13 protein-coding genes and 4 pseudogenes are annotated in these 20281 nt (G+C 69.8%); 4 read left to right on the forward strand and 13 right to left on the reverse strand.

The window, feature by feature from the left end; genetic code table 11:
- Positions 1 to 34: 34 nt before the first annotated feature.
- The 3 genes from AC6F7H_RS00715 to AC6F7H_RS00725 all read left to right on the forward strand — a co-directional run bounded on the left by AC6F7H_RS00715 (position 35) and on the right by AC6F7H_RS00725 (position 5470).
- A complete protein-coding gene (locus AC6F7H_RS00715) occupies positions 35 to 823 on the forward strand; it encodes a thioesterase II family protein (protein ID WP_323183773.1) in 789 nt (262 codons plus the stop codon).
- Between the two features lie 415 nt (positions 824 to 1238).
- Positions 1239 to 4043, forward strand: a complete 2805-nt coding sequence (locus AC6F7H_RS00720; RefSeq protein ID WP_500754549.1) for a helix-turn-helix transcriptional regulator — start codon at positions 1239 to 1241, stop codon at positions 4041 to 4043.
- Between the two features lie 188 nt (positions 4044 to 4231).
- Positions 4232 to 5470, forward strand: a complete 1239-nt coding sequence (locus AC6F7H_RS00725; RefSeq protein WP_331755234.1) for a cytochrome P450 — start codon at positions 4232 to 4234, stop codon at positions 5468 to 5470.
- Here AC6F7H_RS00725 and AC6F7H_RS00730 read toward each other — a convergent pair.
- The 4 genes and pseudogenes from AC6F7H_RS00730 to AC6F7H_RS00745 all read right to left on the reverse strand — a co-directional run.
- Positions 5430 to 7001: a helix-turn-helix domain-containing protein gene (locus AC6F7H_RS00730; protein ID WP_500754550.1), complete on the reverse strand. Its 1572-nt coding sequence runs from the start codon at positions 6999 to 7001 to the stop codon at positions 5430 to 5432. The genes AC6F7H_RS00725 and AC6F7H_RS00730 overlap by 41 nt on opposite strands.
- A gap of 268 nt (positions 7002 to 7269) precedes the next feature.
- A pseudogene (locus tag AC6F7H_RS00735) lies at positions 7270 to 7863 on the reverse strand (metallophosphoesterase); the annotation flags it as partial.
- The gene (locus AC6F7H_RS00740) at positions 7818 to 7967 is read right to left on the reverse strand and encodes a hypothetical protein (protein WP_500754552.1); all 150 of its coding nucleotides are present in this window, start codon (positions 7965 to 7967) and stop codon (positions 7818 to 7820) included. The pseudogene AC6F7H_RS00735 and the gene AC6F7H_RS00740, both read right to left, overlap by 46 nt.
- Before the next feature lie 208 nt (positions 7968 to 8175).
- Positions 8176 to 8717, reverse strand: a pseudogene (locus AC6F7H_RS00745) (ISAzo13-like element transposase-related protein); the annotation flags it as partial.
- 138 nt (positions 8718 to 8855) lie between these two features.
- On the opposite strand from AC6F7H_RS00745, the gene istB reads away from it, so the two are divergent.
- On the forward strand, positions 8856 to 9608 hold the full coding sequence (gene istB, locus AC6F7H_RS00750) for an IS21-like element helper ATPase IstB (RefSeq protein WP_500761601.1): 753 nt from the start codon (positions 8856 to 8858) through the stop codon (positions 9606 to 9608).
- Positions 9609 to 10374: 766 nt separating this feature from the next.
- On the opposite strand, the gene AC6F7H_RS00755 is transcribed toward istB, so the two are convergent.
- The 9 genes and pseudogenes from AC6F7H_RS00755 to AC6F7H_RS00795 form a co-directional block, all read right to left on the reverse strand.
- Positions 10375 to 11130 (reverse strand): ABC transporter permease, encoded by a 756-nt coding sequence (locus AC6F7H_RS00755; RefSeq protein WP_500754553.1) that lies wholly within the window; start codon positions 11128 to 11130, stop codon positions 10375 to 10377.
- Between the two features lie 74 nt (positions 11131 to 11204).
- On the reverse strand, positions 11205 to 12182 hold the full coding sequence (locus AC6F7H_RS00760) for an ABC transporter ATP-binding protein (protein WP_500754554.1): 978 nt from the start codon (positions 12180 to 12182) through the stop codon (positions 11205 to 11207).
- A gap of 428 nt (positions 12183 to 12610) precedes the next feature.
- Positions 12611 to 12847, reverse strand: a pseudogene (locus AC6F7H_RS00765) (IS5/IS1182 family transposase); the annotation flags it as partial.
- Positions 12848 to 13206: 359 nt separating this feature from the next.
- On the reverse strand, positions 13207 to 13677 hold the full coding sequence (locus tag AC6F7H_RS00770; RefSeq protein WP_500754555.1) for a transposase: 471 nt from the start codon (positions 13675 to 13677) through the stop codon (positions 13207 to 13209).
- An 8-nt stretch (positions 13678 to 13685) separates the two neighbouring features.
- Positions 13686 to 14459: pseudogene (locus AC6F7H_RS00775) on the reverse strand (IS3 family transposase); the annotation flags it as partial.
- Between the two features lie 102 nt (positions 14460 to 14561).
- Complete coding sequence (gene ltrA / locus AC6F7H_RS00780; protein WP_500754556.1) at positions 14562 to 15818, reverse strand: group II intron reverse transcriptase/maturase; 1257 nt, start codon at positions 15816 to 15818, stop codon at positions 14562 to 14564.
- A 538-nt stretch (positions 15819 to 16356) separates the two neighbouring features.
- Positions 16357 to 16503: a hypothetical protein gene (locus AC6F7H_RS00785; protein WP_500754557.1), complete on the reverse strand. Its 147-nt coding sequence runs from the start codon at positions 16501 to 16503 to the stop codon at positions 16357 to 16359.
- Positions 16500 to 16847 carry a transposase gene (locus AC6F7H_RS00790; protein ID WP_500754559.1) on the reverse strand — a complete coding sequence of 116 codons (348 nt, stop codon included), beginning with the start codon at positions 16845 to 16847 and terminating at the stop codon, positions 16500 to 16502. Before AC6F7H_RS00790 ends, AC6F7H_RS00785 begins: the two co-directional genes overlap by 4 nt.
- 446 nt (positions 16848 to 17293) lie before the next feature.
- Entirely contained in the window at positions 17294 to 19867 is a 2574-nt protein-coding gene (locus AC6F7H_RS00795; RefSeq protein WP_500754560.1) for a hypothetical protein, read from the reverse strand.
- Positions 19868 to 20281: the final 414 nt, after the last annotated feature.

Raw genomic sequence — 20281 nt, forward strand, 5'->3', positions numbered from 1 at the left:
CGCGAATGACGAACGCCACACGAAGGGGTCGGGAATGACGACTGCGCAGGACGACACCGGTTTGTGGATCCGCCGGTACCATCCGGCACCGGACAGCGCCGTCAGGCTGCTGTGCCTGCCACACGCCGGAGGGTCCGCCAGCTTCTACTTCCCGGTCTCCCGCGCCCTTTCGCCGGCCGTCGAGGTCCTGGCCGTGCAGTACCCGGGCCGTCAGGACCGGCGTTCGGAACCGAACATCGACGATCTGCCCTCCCTCGCGCGGGCGATCCTCGGCGCACTCGACGGGGTTCTCGACAAGCCGCTCGCGCTCTTCGGGCACAGCATGGGCGCGACGGTCGGCTTCGAACTGGCGCGCATGCTGGAGCAGGAGCGGGGCATCGTTCCGGCCTGGCTGTTCGCCTCGGGGCGGCGAGCCCCGTCCATGCCGCGGGACGAGCGCAACCACCTGGCCTCCGACCCGGAGTTCATCAAGGAACTGCAGCGTCTGCAGGGCACCGCCGGAAACATCCTCGGCGACGAGGAGATGCTGCGCATGATCCTGCCCGCCACGCGTTCCGACTACCGGGCGGCGGAGACCTACAGGTACGTGCCCGGCGCCCCGCTGAGCTGTCCGATCACCGCCTTCGTGGGCGACGACGACCCGAAGGTCACGGTCGAGGAGGCGCGGGCCTGGCAGGACCACACCAGCGCCGCGTTCGACTTCCACGTCTTCGACGGCGGCCACTTCTTCCTCACGGCGCATCAGTCCCGCCTGCTGAAGACCATGCTGGACCAGTTGCAGTCCCTGTCGCCTCCCGGGGACCCGGCCCGAACCGGTCGCTAGCGGACCCTGGCCGGGCGGTGACGGCCGCGTGCCCTGCGGCCGGGCGGCGGCCGCCGGCCGGATTCGGCTGGAATCGGCCGCGAGGGCAATGGCCGTACGGTGCGCGGCGGCCCCGTCCGGAACCGCCGACGCTGTCCGGAAACGGCGGTGCTGACCGGAACTGCCGGGGAAGAAGCATTTGCCTCCCGGTGAAATTCCGGATTTACCGCGGTTTCACCTTGCGGGAACCATCAGAAAAGGGCGCGTTCCCGATACGTTCCGAACGTATCGAAGTGGGCGCGTTTCACAGCACTCCATACCTCGCACCCTGCGGACCGCGGCATCGAGCCGCGGTGATTGCGCGGGCCACCACCACTATGCGTGGGGTGCGGAGGAAAGACCGGTGGCCACAGGTGAGCTCACGGGGAGAGTGTCCATGGTCCGTGTCGAATGGGACGCCGAACTCGCGGTACTGCGCGCGTCTCTCGCCGCTTGCGTCCGCGGCACCGGAGGGTCGGTGGTCATCCGCGGCCCGGTAGGGGTCGGCAAGACCGAACTCCTGCGCAGTCTGGTGCGCGAGGCGGCCGTCGCCGGGGTCGCCCACGTGGGCGCAACCGGGTCCCAGGCCGAGCAGACCAATCCGATGGGGGCGATGACCCAGATCTTCGCCGGCCTGGACCTGCGGGGCGAGGAGGCTGCCCGCGCCCAGCGGCTGCTGGAGGCCGGCGCGCTCACCTCGATGCTGCAGGACAGCGACGACGAGTCGCGGGCCCAGGTCGACGTGGCGGTCCTGCACGGCCTGACCGGCATCATCCTGGCCGCGGCCCAACGGGCGCCGCTGCTGATCGGGGTCGACGACGCCCACTTCGTGGACGCGGACTCCCTGGAGTGTCTGCGCTATCTGGTGCGCCGTATCGACCACGCGCCCGTCCTCGTCGTGCTCAACGACAACACCACCGTCCGGCCGGCGCGGCCGATGATCTGGGCCGAGCTGCTCAGCCAGCCGCACCGCCAGCTCATCCGCCTCAACATGCTGTCCCCGGTGGGCGTCGCCGCGGTACTGCGGGCCGAGGCCGTCGACCTCCGGGACAACACCCCGGCGAGCCTGTACGAGGCGACCGGCGGCAGCCCGCTGCTGCTCATGGCGCTCGTCGAGGAGCTGCGGGCTGCGCAGGTGCGCCGGCAGGCCGGTCACCCCGAGACGTCGCTCCCTGCCTCCGGGCACGTCTTCGGGCAGGCGGTGCTGAACTGCCTGATGCGCAGCGACCCGAGCCTGCTGCCGGTGGTGCGCGCCGTCGCCGCGCTGGACGAGGCGGTGCCCATCGCCTTCCTGGCCGAACTCCTGGACTGGACGACGTCGGCCACCGAGTGGGCCGTGGAGGCCGCCACGGAGGCGGGTCTGATCGCCGACGGCCGTCTGCGTCACCGGCGTTCCCGCGACGTGGTGCTGGAGCTGATGGAGCCGCGGGAGCGCGTCGCGCTGCACGCCCGGCTCGCCGGACTGCTGGACCGGGCCGGCGCCGCGCCGGTGCGTGTGGCGCGGCACTGGGTGGCCGCACGCCGGCCCACGCCGCCCGGGTCGGTGCCGGTACTGCTGAAGGCGGCCGAGCAGGCGCTGGCGCAGGACGACAGCGGCCTGGCCCTCGACTGCCTGCGGCTGGCCACCCGCGTGAAGGCCGAACCCTGTTCACGCGTGGGCATCGACGCTCTGCTGGCGCGTGCGAAGTGGCGGCTCGACCCCGTCTTCGCGGAGCACCATGTGGACAGGCTTCTGAACGCCTTCCGGTCCGGGCAGCTTCCCTCCGAGGACGCGCTGAGGCTGGTCGCCCCGCTGGAGTGGTACGGCCGGCCCGTCGAGGCGGAGGCGGTGCTGACCCGGGTCGAGGCGTCGGCCGGATCGGGGAGCCCCGGCGGCCCCTCGGTTCCGCTGTACAACGCCCGCATGGCGCTGGCCTACTGGTACCCGGGAGTGGTCGAGCCGGTGAAGGAGCCGCCGGCCGCCTCGTCGGCGCGGTCCGTCACCGCGGCCGAGCCCAAGTCCCTGGCGGCGGGCATCGTCCACACCGTGTACGCGTCCGGGTACACCGACACCGTCGTGGCCGACGCCAAGGCGCTGCTGCACAGCTGCCGCCTGGAGGACCACACCCTCTACCCCATCATGATCGCCCTCGAGACGCTGGTTTTCGCGGACTGTCTGGACGCGGCGGCGTCCTGGTGCGACCGTCTGCTCGACGAGGCACGACGGCGGTCGGCGCCCGCCTGGCGGGCCGTGCTCTACGGGCTGCGGGCGATGGTGAGTTACCGTCAGGGCGACCTGGCCGCGGCGGAGCGTTGTGCCCGCACGTGTCTGCGGCAGATTCCGCCCAGGGGTCTGGGCATTCTGATCGGCATTCCGCTGTCCGTCCTGATCATGACCGCCACCCGGGCGGGCGAGAACGAACAGGCCCTCAGCCATCTGAACATGGCGGTGCCGGACGCCATGTTCCAGACCACCGTCGGACTGCACTACCGGCGTGCCCGCGGCCACTACTACCTCGCCTGCGGCAGACACGAGGCCGCGATGGAGGAGTTCGAGGCCTGCGGCGACCTGATGTGCCGCTGGGGCTCGGATCTTCCGGGACTGGTGCCGTGGCGCACCGACCTCGCCGCGGCCCGGCTGGCGGGCGGGCTGTCCGCGGGCACCCTGGCCGCCGACCAGACGGCGCGGCTGGGCACCCAGAACGCCCGCACCCGGGGCATCACGCTGCGGGTGCTCGCCGCCTCCAGCGAGCTGCGCAGCCGGCCCCCGATCCTGCGGGAGGCGGTCGATCTGCTGCAGGCCTCCGGGGACCGGTTGGAGCTGGCCGAGACCCTGGCGGCGCTCAGCCACGCCCAGCACGCCCTCGGCGAGTACTCCCACGCCCGGGTGATCGGCCGCCGGGCGGAGCAGTTCGACGGCCAGATGCTGGTGGTCCTGCCGGGGCAGCGGCAGGGTCCCCCCTCGGAGACGGGCCCGGCGGACGTCTCCGAGGGAGAGGTCTCGCCGGCGGACGATCCGGCTATCGTGGACCTCAGCGACGCCGAGCGCCGGGTCGCCTCGCTCGCGGCGCAGGGGTGCACCAACCGGGAGATCTCCAGGAAGCTGTTCGTCACGGTGAGCACCGTCGAGCAGCATCTGACCCGGGTCTACCGCAAGTTGCGGATCAACAACCGCTCGGATCTGCCGACCAGCCTGCTCTCCTGCGCGGGCAACCCTCCCTGACCCCTCCCCCGTCCCCCGTCACGGCCCCGTCGGCCGGCCGGATGCCGGCCGGCCGACGGGGCCTGCCGACGGGGTGGGGGGGGACGGCGGACGACCGGGTCGGAGTTAGGGGTGTCCGGTAGGGGGCGGCCGTCATTACGTTCTCGAAGCGGGACGCCATGGCAGGACGGGATTAGGAGCGGGCACCGATGCGGCCGAGCGAACGACAGCTGCGGGCGCAGCTCGCCTTCTTCCATGACTTCATCCGCGTCCAGGCCGAGCGGGGCGACCCGTACGCCAAGGTGCTGAGCGTGCCGGAGAGTCCGTATCCCCACTTCGAGGAGATCCGGGCCCGGGGTCCTCTCCACCAGAGCTCCATCGGCGCCTGGGTGACGGCGGACCACGCGCTCGCCAACCAGATCCTGCGGGACCGGCGCTTCGGGGTCCGGAAGGCGAGCGGGGAGCGGCTCCCGGAGTTCATCGGCTTCGACAACTCGATGCTCGGCGCCGATCCGCCCGACCACACGAGGCTGCGCCGTATCGCGACACCCACCCTCAACCCGCGCATGGCCGAGGGCTGGCGGACCCGTATCGAGGAGATCTGCGACCGGCTGATCGACGAGATCCTCGCCGAGGCCGGTCCGTTCGACCTGATGACGGCCTTCGCGCAACGGCTGCCCGTCGCGCTGATCGCCGACCTCGTCGGGATCCCGGACGGCCATCGTGACGACTTCCACCGCATCAGCCGCCGGATGACGCCCCTGCTGGAGGGTGTGGTCACCTACGAGCAGACGCAGAGCACCGAGACGGCGATCCGGGAGATCACGGACCTTCTCGTCGACGTCATCGCGCAGCGCAAGGCCGATCCGCGGGACGACATGATCACGCGCCTGCTGGGGCTGGTCGACGAGGGCACCATGACCATGGCGGAGCTGGTGCCGATGGTGACCTTCGTGCCGCTGGCGGGCAGTGAGACCACCGTCAACCTGATCGGCAACGGTGTCCTCGCGCTGCTGTCCCACCCCGAGCAGTGGCGGCTCCTGGTCGAGCGGCCCGAGCTCGCGGCCGGAGTGGCCGAGGAGACCCTGCGCTTCGACCCGCCGGTCCAGCAGTACCGGCGCATCGTGCACGAGCGGCTTGAGCTGGCCGGCTGCACGCTGCCCGTCGACGGCGAGCTGGCGATCATGGTCGGTGGGGCCAACCGCGACCCGAAGGTCTTCCCCGACCCGAACACCTTCGACATCACGCGCAGCGTCGGCGCCGACACCCTGGCGTTCTCCGCGGGCATCCACTACTGCATGGGCGCCAACCTGGCGAAGCTGGAGGCGGAGATCGCGTTCCGGGCGCTGGCCACCCGGATGCCGGGGCTGCGCCGGGCGGGCCGGATACGGCGCGGCAGCTCGTTCATCATCCGCGGGATGGCGGAGTTCCCGGTGGCGGCCCGCTGATCCGGGGCGGTGGGGCGAGCGGGCCCGGGGCATGCTCCCGGGCCGGCTCCCGCGGGCGGCCGCGGCAGACGTTCAGCCGCTCGGCCAGGTCGGTCCGCCGCTTGACGTCGAGCTTCCGGTACACCCTGGTCAGATGCTGTTCGACCGTGCTCACGGTGATGAACAGCCGGCGGGAGATCTGCCGGTTGGTGTGCCCCAGGGCGGCCAGCTCGGCGACGCGCCACTCCGCCTCGCTGAGCACGTCGCCGTCCCCGTTACTGTCCCCCGGCGGCCGCCCGGTGTGGCGGGGCGGCTCCGGGGCCGGGCCGGACCGGTCGTGGGACACCGGCTCGTCGGCGGCCTCCGACGGCGTGGGCGCCCTCCACAGGGCATCGGTCCAGGCGGCGGCACGGCGGTGCCGGGCGACCTCGCCGGCCGCCGCGCCCCGTTCGTCGAGCGTCTCTCCGGCCAGTCGGTGCAGTCGCTGCCGCTCCTCGGCCGTCATGTCGGAGACGATCAGGTCCAGGATCCGCGGATGGCGGAAGCGTCCCGCCTCGGTGAGGCCGGCGCCGCGCAGCAGCCGCATCGCCTGTGCGGTGAAGTCCGGCGGGATGCCGAGGAGGCGGCCGATCAGTTCGGCGGACGCCCTCCGGTCGAGTACGGCCACGGCGCGCGCCACCTGACGGACGACGGGCTCATGCCGGTACAGGCAGCGCAGCACCGCCTGGTCGAAGGCGTCGCCGGGCACCGGCCCGTACGTGCTGTCCCGTCCCGTACCACCGGCGCTTTCGTCCAGGAGGGCGCGCAGCAGGAGCGGATTGCCGCCGGTGGCGCCGAGGAGGCCGTTGGCCGTCTCGCGCGCCGAGGTTCCGCCCCGGCAGTCGGCGCCGCGCGGGACGAGTCGGGCGACGGCGTCGGCGGTGAGCAGCGGCAGGGTGTAGCGCCGGAAGAAGGGCTGGCTGAACAGCTCCGCCCTTAACAGGGGATGGGCCGGGCGCAGCGTGGTGGTCTCGGCCAGCACGATCATGACGGGTGCCCGACGGAACCGCCGGACCACGTACAGCAGGCAGTGGAGCGAGGCCGCGTCCACGTGGTGGAGGTCGTCCACGGCGACGGCCACGGGGACCTCGTCCCCCAGGCTGGTCAGCGAGGTGAACACGGCGTGCAGGGCCCGTCCCCAGAGGTCGTCACCCGGGGGCAGTTGCTCGACGACCCCTGCGGTCCGGGTGAGGCGGTCGAAGGCGGTGCCGATGAGTTCGTCGGCCTGGGCGAGGGCCTCGGGTTCCAGCGGGGCGCTGTGCAGGAGCTGCCAGATCACGCCCAGGGGAATGTCGCGCTCGGCGCGGGATCCGGCGGCGCGCAGCACCTGCCCGCCCACCATGGCCGCCCACTCGCCGAAGACCTCCAGCACCTCGGTCTTGCCACTGCCCACGGGCCCGCTCAGAAGGGCCACTTGGCCCCGTCCCTGTTCCCGGCAGGCGCGGTACATCCCCCGCAGTCCGGCCAGTTGTTCCTCGCGTTGCACGAGCACTGTGCGCGTCAGCCTCTCCACCCGCGGCTCCGAGACCGGATGCCTCGTCGCGCGGTGTCCCCGTTGGTCAGCCTGTTCACCGGTCGGCGCACGGCAGCGCGTCACGCGCCGTTGCCGCGTCGGCCCTTCTGCCGGTCTTCCCCGTCCGGTCTTTGCCAAGTCTTTCATCTGTTCGCGTCGCGCGACAACGGCGGTCGGGGCCCTGGCCGGGGCGCGGCCCGGCGGAGGGTCTCCCGGGCGGTGGGCGCGGCATCAAGGCGGCCGGTGGAGCCGCCCGGCCCGGGTGTTGTCAGGAGGGCTGGGCGACCGGTGCGGGCAGCACCGGGCGGAGCCGGGCGGGCGGGCCGGAGCGGCGTCGCCATTCACGCGGGTAGCCGACCGACACCTCCTCGAACCGCACGCCGTCGTGCCAGGTGGTCCGGGGGATGTGGAGGTGGCCGTAGACGATGGTGCGGGCCTCGTAGCGCATGTGCCAGTCGGCGGTCAGGTCGGTGCCGCACCACAGGGCGAACTCGGGGTGCCGGAGGATCCTGGTCGGCTCCCTCACCAGCGGATAGTGGTTGACCAGCACGGTGGGCAGCCCGTCGCGCTCCGCGTCGAGCCGCCGCTTCGTCGACGTGGCGCGGGCCCGGCACCAGTCGTCGCGGCGCGCGTGCGGGTCGGGGTGGAGGAAGAACTCGTCGGTGCAGACGACGCCCCGCTCCTCCGCCACGGCCAGCGCCTCGTCCCTGGTCCGGGCGCCGGCCGGCCGCCAGCTGTAGTCGTAGCCGACGAACAGGGGCGCGATCAGGACCGGATCGCCTCCGGCGTCCCGCACGGGGTACGGGTCCTCGGGGGTCACCACACCGAGGCGGCGGCACAGCGCCACCAGATGTTGCTTTCGTAGTCGGCGATCGCGCTCTGAAAGACCTCGATCGTGCGGAGTGGGCGGGTCCGCCGGGGCTGGGCGAGGGCTGCGGCGATGTCGGGGGTGGCGAAGGCCGGCAAAGGCGTGGTCTGGTGGGCGTGGTAGCTCAGGGTGTTGCGGTCTCTGCCGAGCAGTCGGTCCGTCAGGGTGAGTGTGACGGTGTTGCGGCGGCTCAGGACAGCGGCCAGGACGCGGGGGCGGCCGTCGAGGAAGCCGGAACCGGGTTTGTATCCGCGCCGGTTGATGCTCTTCCTCTTCTCGCGCTCAGCCTAGGCCAGGATCCGGCGGACGATGTGTCGGGGTCCACGAAGTCATGGTCCGGAGCCGTGATCGGCACCCCCTTGGGGCGGTAGGGGCGGCCCGCCCTGGCGAAGTCCCCGATCGGCCCCTTCCTCGCGTCCACGCTCACCACCGGCAGGCCCTGCGCCGGGAACCGCTCGACCGTGGCGTTGAGGTGCCGGAACCGGGCATCGCGGTCGGACACGTGGCTCCCGGCACGGGTCTTGGCCGTGCCCCGGAGGCTGAAGCCCATCGAGCGCAGCAGCTTGCCCACGGCCAGGACGCTGATCGGATGCCCTGCCGCGGCCAGTTCCCTTGCCAGGCCCCGCAGCGAGGCGGTGGTCCAGCGCAGTGGGGAGAACGGGTCGCCGACCTCCCACGGTCCGGTCAGGGCCTCAAGTGCCGGCACCAGGCCAGGGACACGTCCTGGCGGCCGACTTGCGTTCGCCGCCGGGGCGGCGCACCCGTTCCAGCACTGGCACACCGTCCGCGAGCTCGTCGCGTCCTCGCATGATGGTCGACTCCGACACCTCCGCCAGCCTGGCCACCGCCAGTTGTCGGCGTACAAGCGAACGTGCGCCACCTCGTACAGATGAAGGTGCACCGTTTTCGGTGCGGTGACGGGTGCAGTCCGTGAGTCTGCTGCTGTCGGTTCGGAGTGGCAGGGAGGCGACTGACGGTGGTCTTGGATCCGCATCCGCACCACCGCCGCCAAGCTCGGCCTGCCGCACCTGGCCAAGGCCCTGAACCAATACGTGCAGCGGGCGGACGAGGCCAAGATGGGCTACCTCGATCTGCTCGACCTGGTGCTGTCCGAGGAACTTGCCGTCCGAGACGACCGCCGCTTCCGCAACGGCCTGCGGCTGTCGAAACTGCCGCACCACAAGACGCTGGAAGACTACGACTTCTCCTTCCAGCCCGAACTCGACCCGCGCAAGGTCAAAGACCTGGCCACCCTGTCCTTCGTCGAGGACAAGGCCAACGTCGCTCTGCTCGGGCCACCCGAGGTCGGCAAGACACATATCGCCGTCGCCCTCGCGGTCGTGCCCTGCCGGGCCGGCCACTCGATCTACTTCACCAGCCTCGACGACATGGTCCGCCACCTCAAGGCCGCCGAGGACCAGGGCCGGCTGATCAGCAAGCTCACCAGCTATCTCCGACCCGCCGTTCTCGTAGTCGACGAGGTGGGCTGTCAGCCGTTGGAGCGGGCCGAGGCGAACCTGGTCTTCCAGGTCATCTCCAAGCGTTACGAGAAGGGCTCCATCATCCTGACCTCGAACAAGACCTTCGGCGAGTGGGGCCAGGTCTTCGGCGACGAGGTCCTGGCCACCGTAATCCTCGACCGCCTCCTGCACCACTGCGAGATCGTTCCGATCAACGGCAACAGCTACCGGCTCAAGAACCGCTTCAAGGCCATCGAACGGGACACCGACGTGGCCTGAGCAGTGGTGCACACGACTTCGTACTCGGTGGTGCACTCGGACGAGTACGCGGACACCACTATCCCGCCATATCCGAGTGCATCGGCTTCGGAGGCCGGACAGGGGAGGCACTGCCGCTCGTCCAGGTGCGGCAGCATCGCTGCGAACTTCACGTCCGGTGCTGCAAACGCAGCCAATTGCCTTACAGGACAGCGTCCGGAGCTACATCAACCACGCTGGCACCAGCCTCGCAACCCGTGTCCAGGATCCGGGGTCAGAGCCCCCGGACCGCGGAGAAGAGACCGGACGGCATGGAGCGGTCTGCGGGCTCACCCGGTGACTGCCGGGCCGATCCGCGGGCCCGCGCCGCCGACTGCCGTGTCACCGCCGGCGCGGTTGTCGCCGGCCGGGCCCGCGGTGACAAGAGAACGACAGCGCACAGAACCCAACGCCGGTGCCGGGGCCGTGCGGCCCCGGCACCGCGCTCCTCGCCCTCGTCCGGCGTGACACGGCCAAGGAGCAGCACCCACCGCGGCACACGCCGCCATCGGTGACACGGAGCGGGACGGCAGCACCACGGACGGCCGCGGCGACTGCGAAGCAGCAGCGCGACACGGTACGCGCGCCGACAGCACAACCCGAAGCAGCCGACCGTGCCGGAAAAGACGAGCAACGTCATGCGCGGAGCCGGTAGGAGACCGACCCGCGCATGACGGCACACATGCACGAGAAGTGACCAGACCCCTGGGTCACTGGTGCCGCCCGCCACCGCACTCCACTCGACCGGTCAGTCGAGCGCGCGTTTCATGAAGCCCTTGACGCCGACGAGACCGAAGCCGATGAGTGCCGCGCCCAGGACCAGAAGAGAGATCCACAGCGGAAGCGACTCAACGCTGCCGTCCACCAGCAGCAACGCGCGCAGTGCTTCGCTGAAGTATGTCAGCGGGTTGACCGCACAAACTACCTGGAACCACCGAATCGCTTCGAGACCGAGCCAGGGGAACTGCGTGGCACCGGTGAACATCAACGGAGTGAGCGTCACCGCGAACATGATCTCGATCCGATGCGGCGGGACGAAGGTGCCCAGAGTCATTCCTATCGCCGCACCCACCAGGGACCCCAGCAGGATCACTCCGGCGATCCCTGGCACAGCGCTCAGCGGCCAGTCCACCCCGCCCAGGATGAGCATGCCGATCGGGATCATCAGCACGGCCGACAGCACACCACGCGCGGCGCCGAAGAGCATCTTCTCGACCGCGACCAGTTCCAGACGCATCGGTGCCAGGAGCCGGTCCTCGATCTCCCTGGTGTAGGAGAAGTCCAGCACCAGCGGAAGCGCAGTGTTCTGCAAGGCTCCGATGAACGCGGCCAGGGCCACCACGCCCGGCAGCAGTACCCGCTCGAACTCATCGCCCACGTAACCGAGGTCACCCAGGACCTTGCCCAGGATGAAGAGCGTGAAGAGCGGCTGGAGAACCACCTGTGCAAGGAACGAGGGAAGTTCGCGGCCCGTGACGGACAGGTCGCGCCAGAAGACGGCCATGAAGACCCGCGCGGAACCGGGCCCACGCGCCACGTCGTCGCCGCCCTGGCGGCTCGGCGTTTCAAGCATGCTGGTCAACGGAGCTCCCGACCGGTGAAATGGATGAACACGTCCTCGAGGCTCGGTCTGCCGATGGCGATGTCGCTCACCTCGCAGCTGACGCCCTCGAGCACCTTGATGACGCCCGGCAGCACAGCGGTTGGGGCAAGGGCCGTATAGAGCCGGAACTGCTCCTCCGCGCCCGAGGGGTCCGCCGGAAGGCGCTCCACCCGCTCCACCCCGTCAGCACCCGCCAGCGTGAGCGTGACGTCCTCGGCGATGGTGCCGTCGGAAAGACGAAGCGTGACGGTCAGGGTGGTACTGCCAGGGAGGGTGCGGGTCAGCGCGGCGGGGGTGTCGAGGGCGATGAGCTTGCCGTGGTCGACGATGCCAACGCGGTCGCACAGCTTCTCGGCCTCGTCCATGTCGTGCGTGGTGAGCACCACGGTCACCCCCTCGCTGCGGAGTTCGGCTATCCGTTCGTGCACGAACAGCCGTGCCTGCGGATCCAGTCCCGTCGCCGGCTCGTCGAGGAACAGCACAGAGGGCCGGTGCATCAGCGCCCGGGCAATCATCACCCGCTGCGCCTGACCGCCGGACAAGAAGTCGACACGGGCGTCGGCGAAGTCCTTCAGCCCCATCCGCTCCAGGAGGAGGTCCGCCGTCCGCTTCCGCTCCGCAGAGCGGGCCCCGTGATAGGCCGCGTGGAACAACAGGTTCTGACGGACAGTCAAAGACCGGTCCAAGTTGTTGCGCTGCGGCACCACGGCCAGCGCCCTGCGCGCCCGGGCGGACTCCGTCACCACGTCCACCGAATCGACCAGGGCGCGTCCCGAAGTGGGGAGCACCCGCGTGGTCAGGATTCCCACGGTCGTCGTCTTGCCGGCACCATTGGGCCCGAGCAGACCGAAGACCTCTCCGTGCGACACGGAAAAACTCAGGCCGTCCACTGCGGGTACCGGACCATTCGGATATTTCTTCACCAGGTCTTCGACCCTTACGGCATCAGTCACAATACCAACCCTAACGAAAACTTCCGGCGGAAGTACAGCGACGGCAGGAAGCAGAGTGCGCCCCCGCCGCAGAATAGGGGTGCCCCCCCCTATTGAGGGGAAACTCTTGGAATTCTTGTCGCCGCGACGCGCTGACCTGCAAGGACGCTCCCGGACCTCCGGGGCCTTTTGAGTTTCCCCTCAATAGGGGGTGGACAAGGGGGGCATCGCGCGGCACCGGAACGCCTTTATCGCTTTCGGCATTAATCGCTCTGTCGCGGCCCGGAGCACCCCTGTACACTCTCGTTTCCGCGTCAGGACAGCCTGGCCGGGAGACACCCCCGCCGACGATCCAGTCGCGCGGGATGGGGTGCCGTCCCGGTCGCAGAGGATCCGGCTCGACGAGCTGGACGTTTCCAGCCATCGCGGACACGGAGCTGTTTCCAACCTCATTTTGAGGCGTTGAGGTGGAGGGTGAGAACGGCCTGGACGAGGGCGGCGATGCGGGTGGTGCTGCACCGCAGCTTGCGCAGCAGCCACCAGACCTTCAGGGTGGCCATGGACTGCTCGCCGAGCGCGCGGATCCCCGCAGGGGAGACATTAGCGGCTCGCTGACCTGCGGACAGCCACTCCCAGCGGCCGCGGTAAGGCACGCGCACCGTGCCGCCGGCTCCCTGGTGGCCCTTGATGCTGATCGGAAAATCGATGTGCGGGAGGGCAGGCGGCAGCATCCGGGCCGCTTGCGGACCGGATGACGGTGAGACGGGACGGTCAGGCTGATGCCGGGCTGAGCGCGACTTGGTGGCCGAGGGCCTGGAGTTGGCGGACGAGGTCGCGGGTTTTGCGGGCGGGGTCGAGGTGACGGCGGTGCCAGTCGGCACCGAACTCCTGGTAGGAGGCGTCCGGGTCGTTGATCAGGTGCCAGGCGATGACGAGTATCGAGCGGGCGACGGCGACCAGAGCTTTGGCATGGCCGCGGCGTTTGACGATGCGCCGGTAGCGGGCGCCGAGGAAGGTGTCGGTGCGGGCGGCAGCGTTGGCGGCCTTACCGAGAACGCCCTTGAGCCTGGGGGTCCCCCCGGCCGAAGGCTGGGGGAGGGTTTCCCTGCCCGGCCGGCCCCGAGGTGTTCTTCGCTCCGGACTGGATCGTGCGGGGGCACAACTTGGCCCAGGACACCAGGTGCCCAGGGGTGGGGAAGCGGCTCATGTCCGCGCCGATCTCGGCGAGGATGATCTGCGCGGTGGCCGGCCCGATCCCGGGGACGGCATCCAGCTTCGCGGCCAGAGTCCGCGCACTGACCGCAGCGGCCTCGTCCCCGGTGCCTGTGCTGCCTGGCGGGGTGGTGATCTCCTCCAGCGTCCGGGCGATCAGCCGGCCGAGTTCGTCGATCTGCGCGGTCAGGTGGTCGACGGTGGACAGCATCACCCGCAGCAGCCGGGCGTGGTGGTCTTCGAACTGCCCGGTCAGGGCCTCGATGAGGGCCGGCGGGCCTTGTCCCCTGAGAGTGGACACCATTCATGTCGTTATGCGGCAAGTGTCAGGGTAGCTGACTGCTGCTCGTAGACGATCGGGGCCTGTTGTCCGTTGGCCGAGTGCCGTCGGCGGGTGTTGTAGCGGGTGATCCAGCGGAAGACGGCCAGGCGGCAGTCGAGGGCGTCGTCGAAGCGGCGGGCGCCCTTGAGCGTCTCGCGCTTGAGGGCCGCGTTGAACGACTCGGCGAGGGCATTGTCCGCGCTCGTGCCCACCGCGCCCATGGACTGGGTCACTCCCAACTCGGCGCAGACTGCGGCGAATTCACGAGACTTGTACTGCGCCCCATGATCGCTGTGGAAGACGGCGCCGGCCAGGCTGCCGCGAGTCGCAGCAGCTGCCCGGAGCGCGTCGGTGACCAGCTCGGTGCGCATGTGGTCGGCGATCGACCAGCCCACCAGACGACGCGAGGAGCAGTCGAGCACCGTCGCCGGATACAGGAACTCACCGTCGCCCACCGGCAGGTAGGTGATGTCGCCGACGTACTTGAGGTTCGGCTCACTCGCGGTGAAGTCGCGCCGCAGCAGGTCCGGCACCGGGGTGGCGGACGGTTCGGGCACGGTGGTGATCTGGCGCCTGCGCAGCCGCAGCCCGGCGATGCCGTACTTCCGCATCACCCGCCCGACGCGCTTGTGGTTCACGCGCTCGCCGTCGTCGCGCAGCTCGGCGGTGATCCGCGGGCGACCGTAGGTGCCGTCCCACTCGGCGTGCACGGCCCGGATCCGCTCGGCGAGCGCGGCGTCGGCCCGCTCGCGCGCGGCGCGGGCCGCGCGGCCGGCGGCGGTCGGGTGGCCCCGGGGAATCTCACCCCGGGGCTCCCACAGATCCCGGCGTGAACCTCTCGGTTCACCGGGCTCTTGTCGTCCTGGTCACCAGACAGCCGGAACCGTGTTGACCCAGATCCAGTGCGCGAAGAACCGAGGCCGCAGCCTCACAGCCCGATCCCACGCGGCTTGGGCCTTCTTCCGGTTCCGCAGCCGTTTGTACTTGTTGCGCGACCACCGCATCACGTAGGCGTTGATGCGGGTCAGGAGGGGATACAGCGCCGACCGATAGAAGGCACCGTAGTAGTTCAACCAACCACGCACTACCGGGTTGATCCGTCGTGCGAGGTCCGCTTCGGAAAGGTCCGTACGCTGGTGCAGTCGCCAGGACCGCACCCGTGCACTCATCATCTTCAGAGCTTCCTTGCTGACCGCCGGGTTGAAACCGAGGAACATCTGCCCGGTCTTCGTCCGCGCCCCGCGCGCCCGGAACGTGAACCCCAGGAACGTGAACGCCGTGTGCTCATGCGAGCCGCGCCGCTTCCCGTCCTTGCAGTAGACGATCCGGGTCTTGTCCGGGTGCAGCTCCAGCCCGACCTCGCGCATCCGTTCCTTGATCGCCGCCAGCACGGTGCGCGCCCGCGACTCGCTGACGCAGTGGACCACTGCGTCGTCCACGTAGCGTTCGAACTCGACGCCAGGGAACTCCCGGGCCATCCAGACGTCGAACGCGTAGTGGAGGAACAGATTGGCGAGCACGGGCGATACCGCTGATCCCTGTGGGGTCCCGCGGTCGCGCCCCTGCAATGTCCCGTCGGGCAGTGCCAACGGTGCAGCCAGCCACCGCTTGACATACAGCACCACCCACGGCAAGTCAGTGTTCGCCTCGACCGCCTTGACGATCAGATCCCACGGCACGGAGTCGAAGAACTTCCGGATGTCCAGATCGATCACCCAGTCGTTGCTCCAGCACCGTGTCCGGCAGGTCCCGACCGCGTCCAGCGCGGACCGCTTCGGCCGGTAGCCGTAGGAATCCGGATGGAAGATCGGCTCGACCCTCGCCTCCAGCACCCCGGCCACCACCGTCTGAGCGACCCGGTCGGCGACGGTGGGCACGCCTAAAATTCTCGTGCCCCCGCCGTGCGACTTCGCGATCTCCACCGCGCGGACCGCAGGAGGGAAGTACGTCCCCGAGGACATCCGGTTCCAGATCTTGTACAGGTTGCCCCGCAGATCCTTCTCGAACTCCTCGATCGACACACCGTCCACCCCGGCTGCGCCCTTGTTCGCCCTGACTTTCTCCCACGCCTCCCAGACAGCCCGCTTCGAGATCTCGAACGGCTTGCCTGATGCTTTCAGCACGTCCACGCGACTCCTCCCGGAGCACTTCCGGTTGATCGAACAAACGGCCACGAACGACCCGGCCCCTTCGCTCCACCCCCATTACAGGGGCTTCACAGCTACTACGAACCGGTCCGCCAGCACGACCCGCGACGGTACTCAGGCCCCCTGCGGACAGCCGCAGGAGACACTCCCTCTCGCCGCCCACAGGGCGGACGGTGTCGGATCGCGCCTTCTCACGTTCCGCGTGGAACCCGCAGACCGGGCTCGCGTCGCCTCCATGCCGGACACCGCCTGGCCAGTCGACGGGCTCCCGCCAGGCTCATCCCGGGATCAAGTGGACACCCCGGTTTCGATGTCGTCTGTTTCTATTTCGACACGTCAGCAGCGATTCGCTTGCGCTCGCCTTCCCGATCCCCACCTGACGCCTCGACAGTCGCCTTTTCCACATCGCTCACCACGGACGGCATTCAGCCGCCGCAGCATGTGGCGGTTTGGAGCCTCCCCCCGCAGGGCGACTCCGAAGGGCCAGAACCTTCATCTTCCACGCAGCACCGCCTCACGAAGCTCTACCTACATCGAGCTCCCTTCGGCGTTCGTGACACACCCACTTGTAGAAGCTGGAGCGGGCCACCTCCAGCACCTGGCACAACCGCTTCACGCCGAAGGCGCGGTGGTGGTCCTCGATGAAACGGCAGCGGTTCACCAGTTCATCTCGGCGGCGAAAAACTTCGTCGCCTTGCGCAGGATGTCCCGCTCGACCGCGAGCTTCTGGTTCTCCTTGCGCACCGCTTTCAGCTCCGCGCGCAGAGCCGCGATCTCGGCCTCCAGCTCCTGCTTCGTGGCCTCGCTCACCGGGATGTCCTTCGTGTTGCCGTTCGTCGTGCCGCTTTCACTGCGGTGGGCCCGCTCGGCCCGCACCCAGTTGCGCAGCGTCTCCCGGCTGATCCCCAGATCCTTGCCGATGCCCTCGAAGGTGTGGCTCGGGTCCGACAGGTACAGCGCGACCGCGTCCGCCTTGAACCCGGGCGAGTAGACCTTCATCACCATAAAAGATGCCTCCTGCCCGGCCCCTGCCGGGGCCGGTATCAGAGGTGTTCACCACTCGGGGACAGGTCCCCATCACCTCAGACGGCCTACGGCACGTTTCCGGCGTATTCCGGCTGCCCTCCTCGAAGGGGTCTTCGTCGCTCCCGTCTGCCGGGCTGACCTGTGGCAACGGGAGATGAAAGCCAGGACGAACCCGCGGGATGTCGCATAGTCCCGCCCCGCGTAGCGGCCCTCGGTATCGCTCTCCAGCTGCAGCAGCGACCGCCCGCTGATGGGGCGCCGCTGCCACACCGGCAGCACCGGACTCGATGCCCGGGTCCTCGTCGTCGCGGTCACGGCTTCTCCCCCGGTCGAACCGGAGGACACCACGCCCCGGTGCCGTACAGCGGGCCCAGGCGGACCGGGCCGAGCCACCCGTGCCGAAGTCGGTGGGATGGCCAGCGGGTTCATACGGCGTTCACCGCCTCCGCCATCGGCACGCCAACCTCGGTCGTGCCCTCCTCGGCGAGTTCCTGAGCAACGAGGTGGGCGAACCGGCTCTGCCAGTCGGTGGACGCTGGACCTGCCGGCCGCTCACCGCGGACGGTCTGCAACTGCCGGACACGCTCGGCGTGCAGGACATCCACCGCGCGTAGCAGGGCCTCGTCCGCCGCCCGCTCGGCCGCCGCTTCCGCCAGTGCCCGGCCGGGATGCCGATGGGCCCGGAGCTCGGTCCCGTACGTCCTGTCGGCCTCCGCCTGGGCCTCGGTGGAACGCATCAGCCTGCCGTGCAGGCTCTCCCGCCGCTGGTCGCGGATCTTCTCGGCGATCTCGCGGGTCGCGAAGCCCAGGGCCACCTCCTCGGCGCCCTCGGCACGCAGCAGGTCGAGCTGCTGCTCCAGCAGGGCCTGGGTGTCGGCCGCGCAGCGTGCGGTCGCCTCGGCGACGACAGCCGGGTCCGTGAGGTCGACGCGGGCCATGACAGCCAGATCCACCGCCTCGGCCAGGGCTCGTTCGGCCGCCTGGAGCCAGATGCACACCGGACACAGCCCGGCGGCATCCGGCATCCCGCAGGCGGCACACGGCGCCGCGCGACGGGCTTCCTCAGCCTCGGCGAACTCCGCCCGACGCTGGGCGATCATCCGCTCCCGGGCCTGCCGCTCGGTCAACTGCCTCCCCCGACGCACCGCCTGCGCAGCGGCCTCGGACATCACCGCCCCATTCAGCCGTTTTTCGACCTCCGCCCTCACCACCTGCGCAGCCGCACCGGGCATCTCCTGCTCGACCTGGGCCGTGATCCGGGTGCGCAGCGCCCGGCTGTCCCCGGCCAGGACCTGGCAGCTGGGACACTCGCCACCGGTGTCCATCCGTCGGCCCTCGTCGCACATCTGCGACCAGCACCACTGCCGCTGCGGCAGACCGCGGCCCAGGAGCCAGCCCACCGGATCGCTGACCGGCCGACCCATCTGCTGCTCGAGCCGTCGCTCCAGCCTCTCGGCCAGGATTTCCTCGGCGTGCTCGGACCCCACGATGCCCCGCAGAGCACTGAGCTGGACCCGGACCGCCGCGGCGACATGCCGCCGCGTACTCATCCGGGCGATCCGCTCCCAGACGCTGCGCACCGGGGCTAGCACCGCCTCCAGTCCCGTTGGCAGCGACGCAGGCCGGACGAACACCGCAGGCCCAGCCACCGATGCCCGCTCCTGTGTCGCCGGCACGCCCAGCTCACCGCGGACTTCTTCCTGCTGTTCCCCGCGAAGCGGGCCACCTTGGCCCCCGCGGTCCGTTTCCTTGATGACCGTGTCTGGGCCCGGCTGGTTCTCGCCCGTGTTCGCGCGCTTCGGCAGACCACCGCAGTTGCGATCGGCTTCGCCGGAAAAACCACGAGAGAGCGAGAGAGAACCACTTATCTCAACCACCGGAGCGTGGGGGGCGTGGTGTAGTGCACTGGCGGCCGCTTCGCGTTCCCTCTCCAGCGGAGCACGTTTGCCCTGGTCAGGGGGCGTATCGGCGTGGGTTTGACTCGCTGCGAGCGGGTCCTGATCCCTGAGTGCACCAACCGCACCCCGAGAAAAGCTCTCATCGATGACGTCGAAGCCCTCCTGGACCCAGCCATCACCCTTTAGCACGGTCTGAGGGGCATCGGACGATGCTCCTCCGGCGGCACCACATGCCGCACAGCTGGAAGTATCCGAGGTCCCCTCATGAACGCCCTCCCCCGGTCCGCTGCCAACCAGCGACAACTCCGGGCCTCGCGCCCGCCTATGGGCGGACGCGACCGCAGGGATCACCAGCCGTTCACCCGCGCTCGACCCCGGCGACGACGCGTGCACCTCGACCAGGCCCTTGGCAACTAGGTCGTTCAGCACCTGTTCGGCATCCTCGACCGGGCAGCCGAGCAGCCGCCCCACCGTCGCAGCGGCTCGCCGGTGGCCTTGCTTGACAGCGCCGCCCACCAGGCGAACGCTCCCGTCAGCCCGGGCTTGCAACGCCAGATGAAGCAGTGCCAGTCGCGCTGTCGCAGCTCCTCTCCCCCGCCGTCCGCCCAGCAGCCCGGCTGGCGTTGCTGGCTTGTCCACCGGTGCCCATCCTGGACCGAACAGGCGCTCGCACAACCGCAGAAGCGTCGCCGCCTCCGACTTGTTCAGTACCAGCGGGCTTTCCCGGCCGTCGAGCGCCGTCGTCAGCGGGAGCAACTCCCACTCCAGCCCGCTGACGTATCCCTCGGAGTTCTTCTTCACCGAGGTCTCGACCGCCCCTGACGCACGCAGCGCCGGCAGTACCCGGTGGTCGACGTATGACTCGGAGAAGCCCAGCCACCGGGCCATCTCCCCCGCCCGCAGCAGCAGCGTTGAGGAACCCACCGGGGCCTTGGCCAGTAGCACCACCGTGGCCAGCCGCTCGGCATCTTGCCGCCCATGCACAGTACGGTCGCTCAGCAGCGCATCCAGCGCCGCCTGCAACCTCGTGCGCATGCCACGGCCCAGGTCCAGCGGATCACCTGGGCCCGTCTCCGGGGTCGGCCCGGCTTCTTCAATCACTCGTCCCCGCCACCCACGGTGACGCGGAGACGTACCAGAACGCTTGGAACGAGCCGCCCGATCAGCCGTTTTTGGCATGACTGAGCCAGCCCTCGTACGGACAGCGATGACCTGCTCCATAATCGAGGAGGGAAAGGGGCACCGTCACCGCGGTCCGATCTGGCTAGGGCAAGCACGAGTGGCAGACCCGGTGACGCTGGTAATCAGGTGGCTATCTGGTGACCGACCCCCTCTTTTCTCGCGCAGTGCGAACGGCCCGGGATCGGTAGTCCCGGGCTCTTCGCGTTCCGGTCAGCCTGCAAGATCGGCCCTGGGGATAGAGACCGGTGCGTGATGGGCGCCATTCCGTTGCGGGCATGGGAGAGGACAGCAGCACCCGCAAGAACACCCTGAAGCTGCGATGCCGCCTCAACT

Source organism: Streptomyces sp. MMS24-W38 (assembly GCF_059889265.1).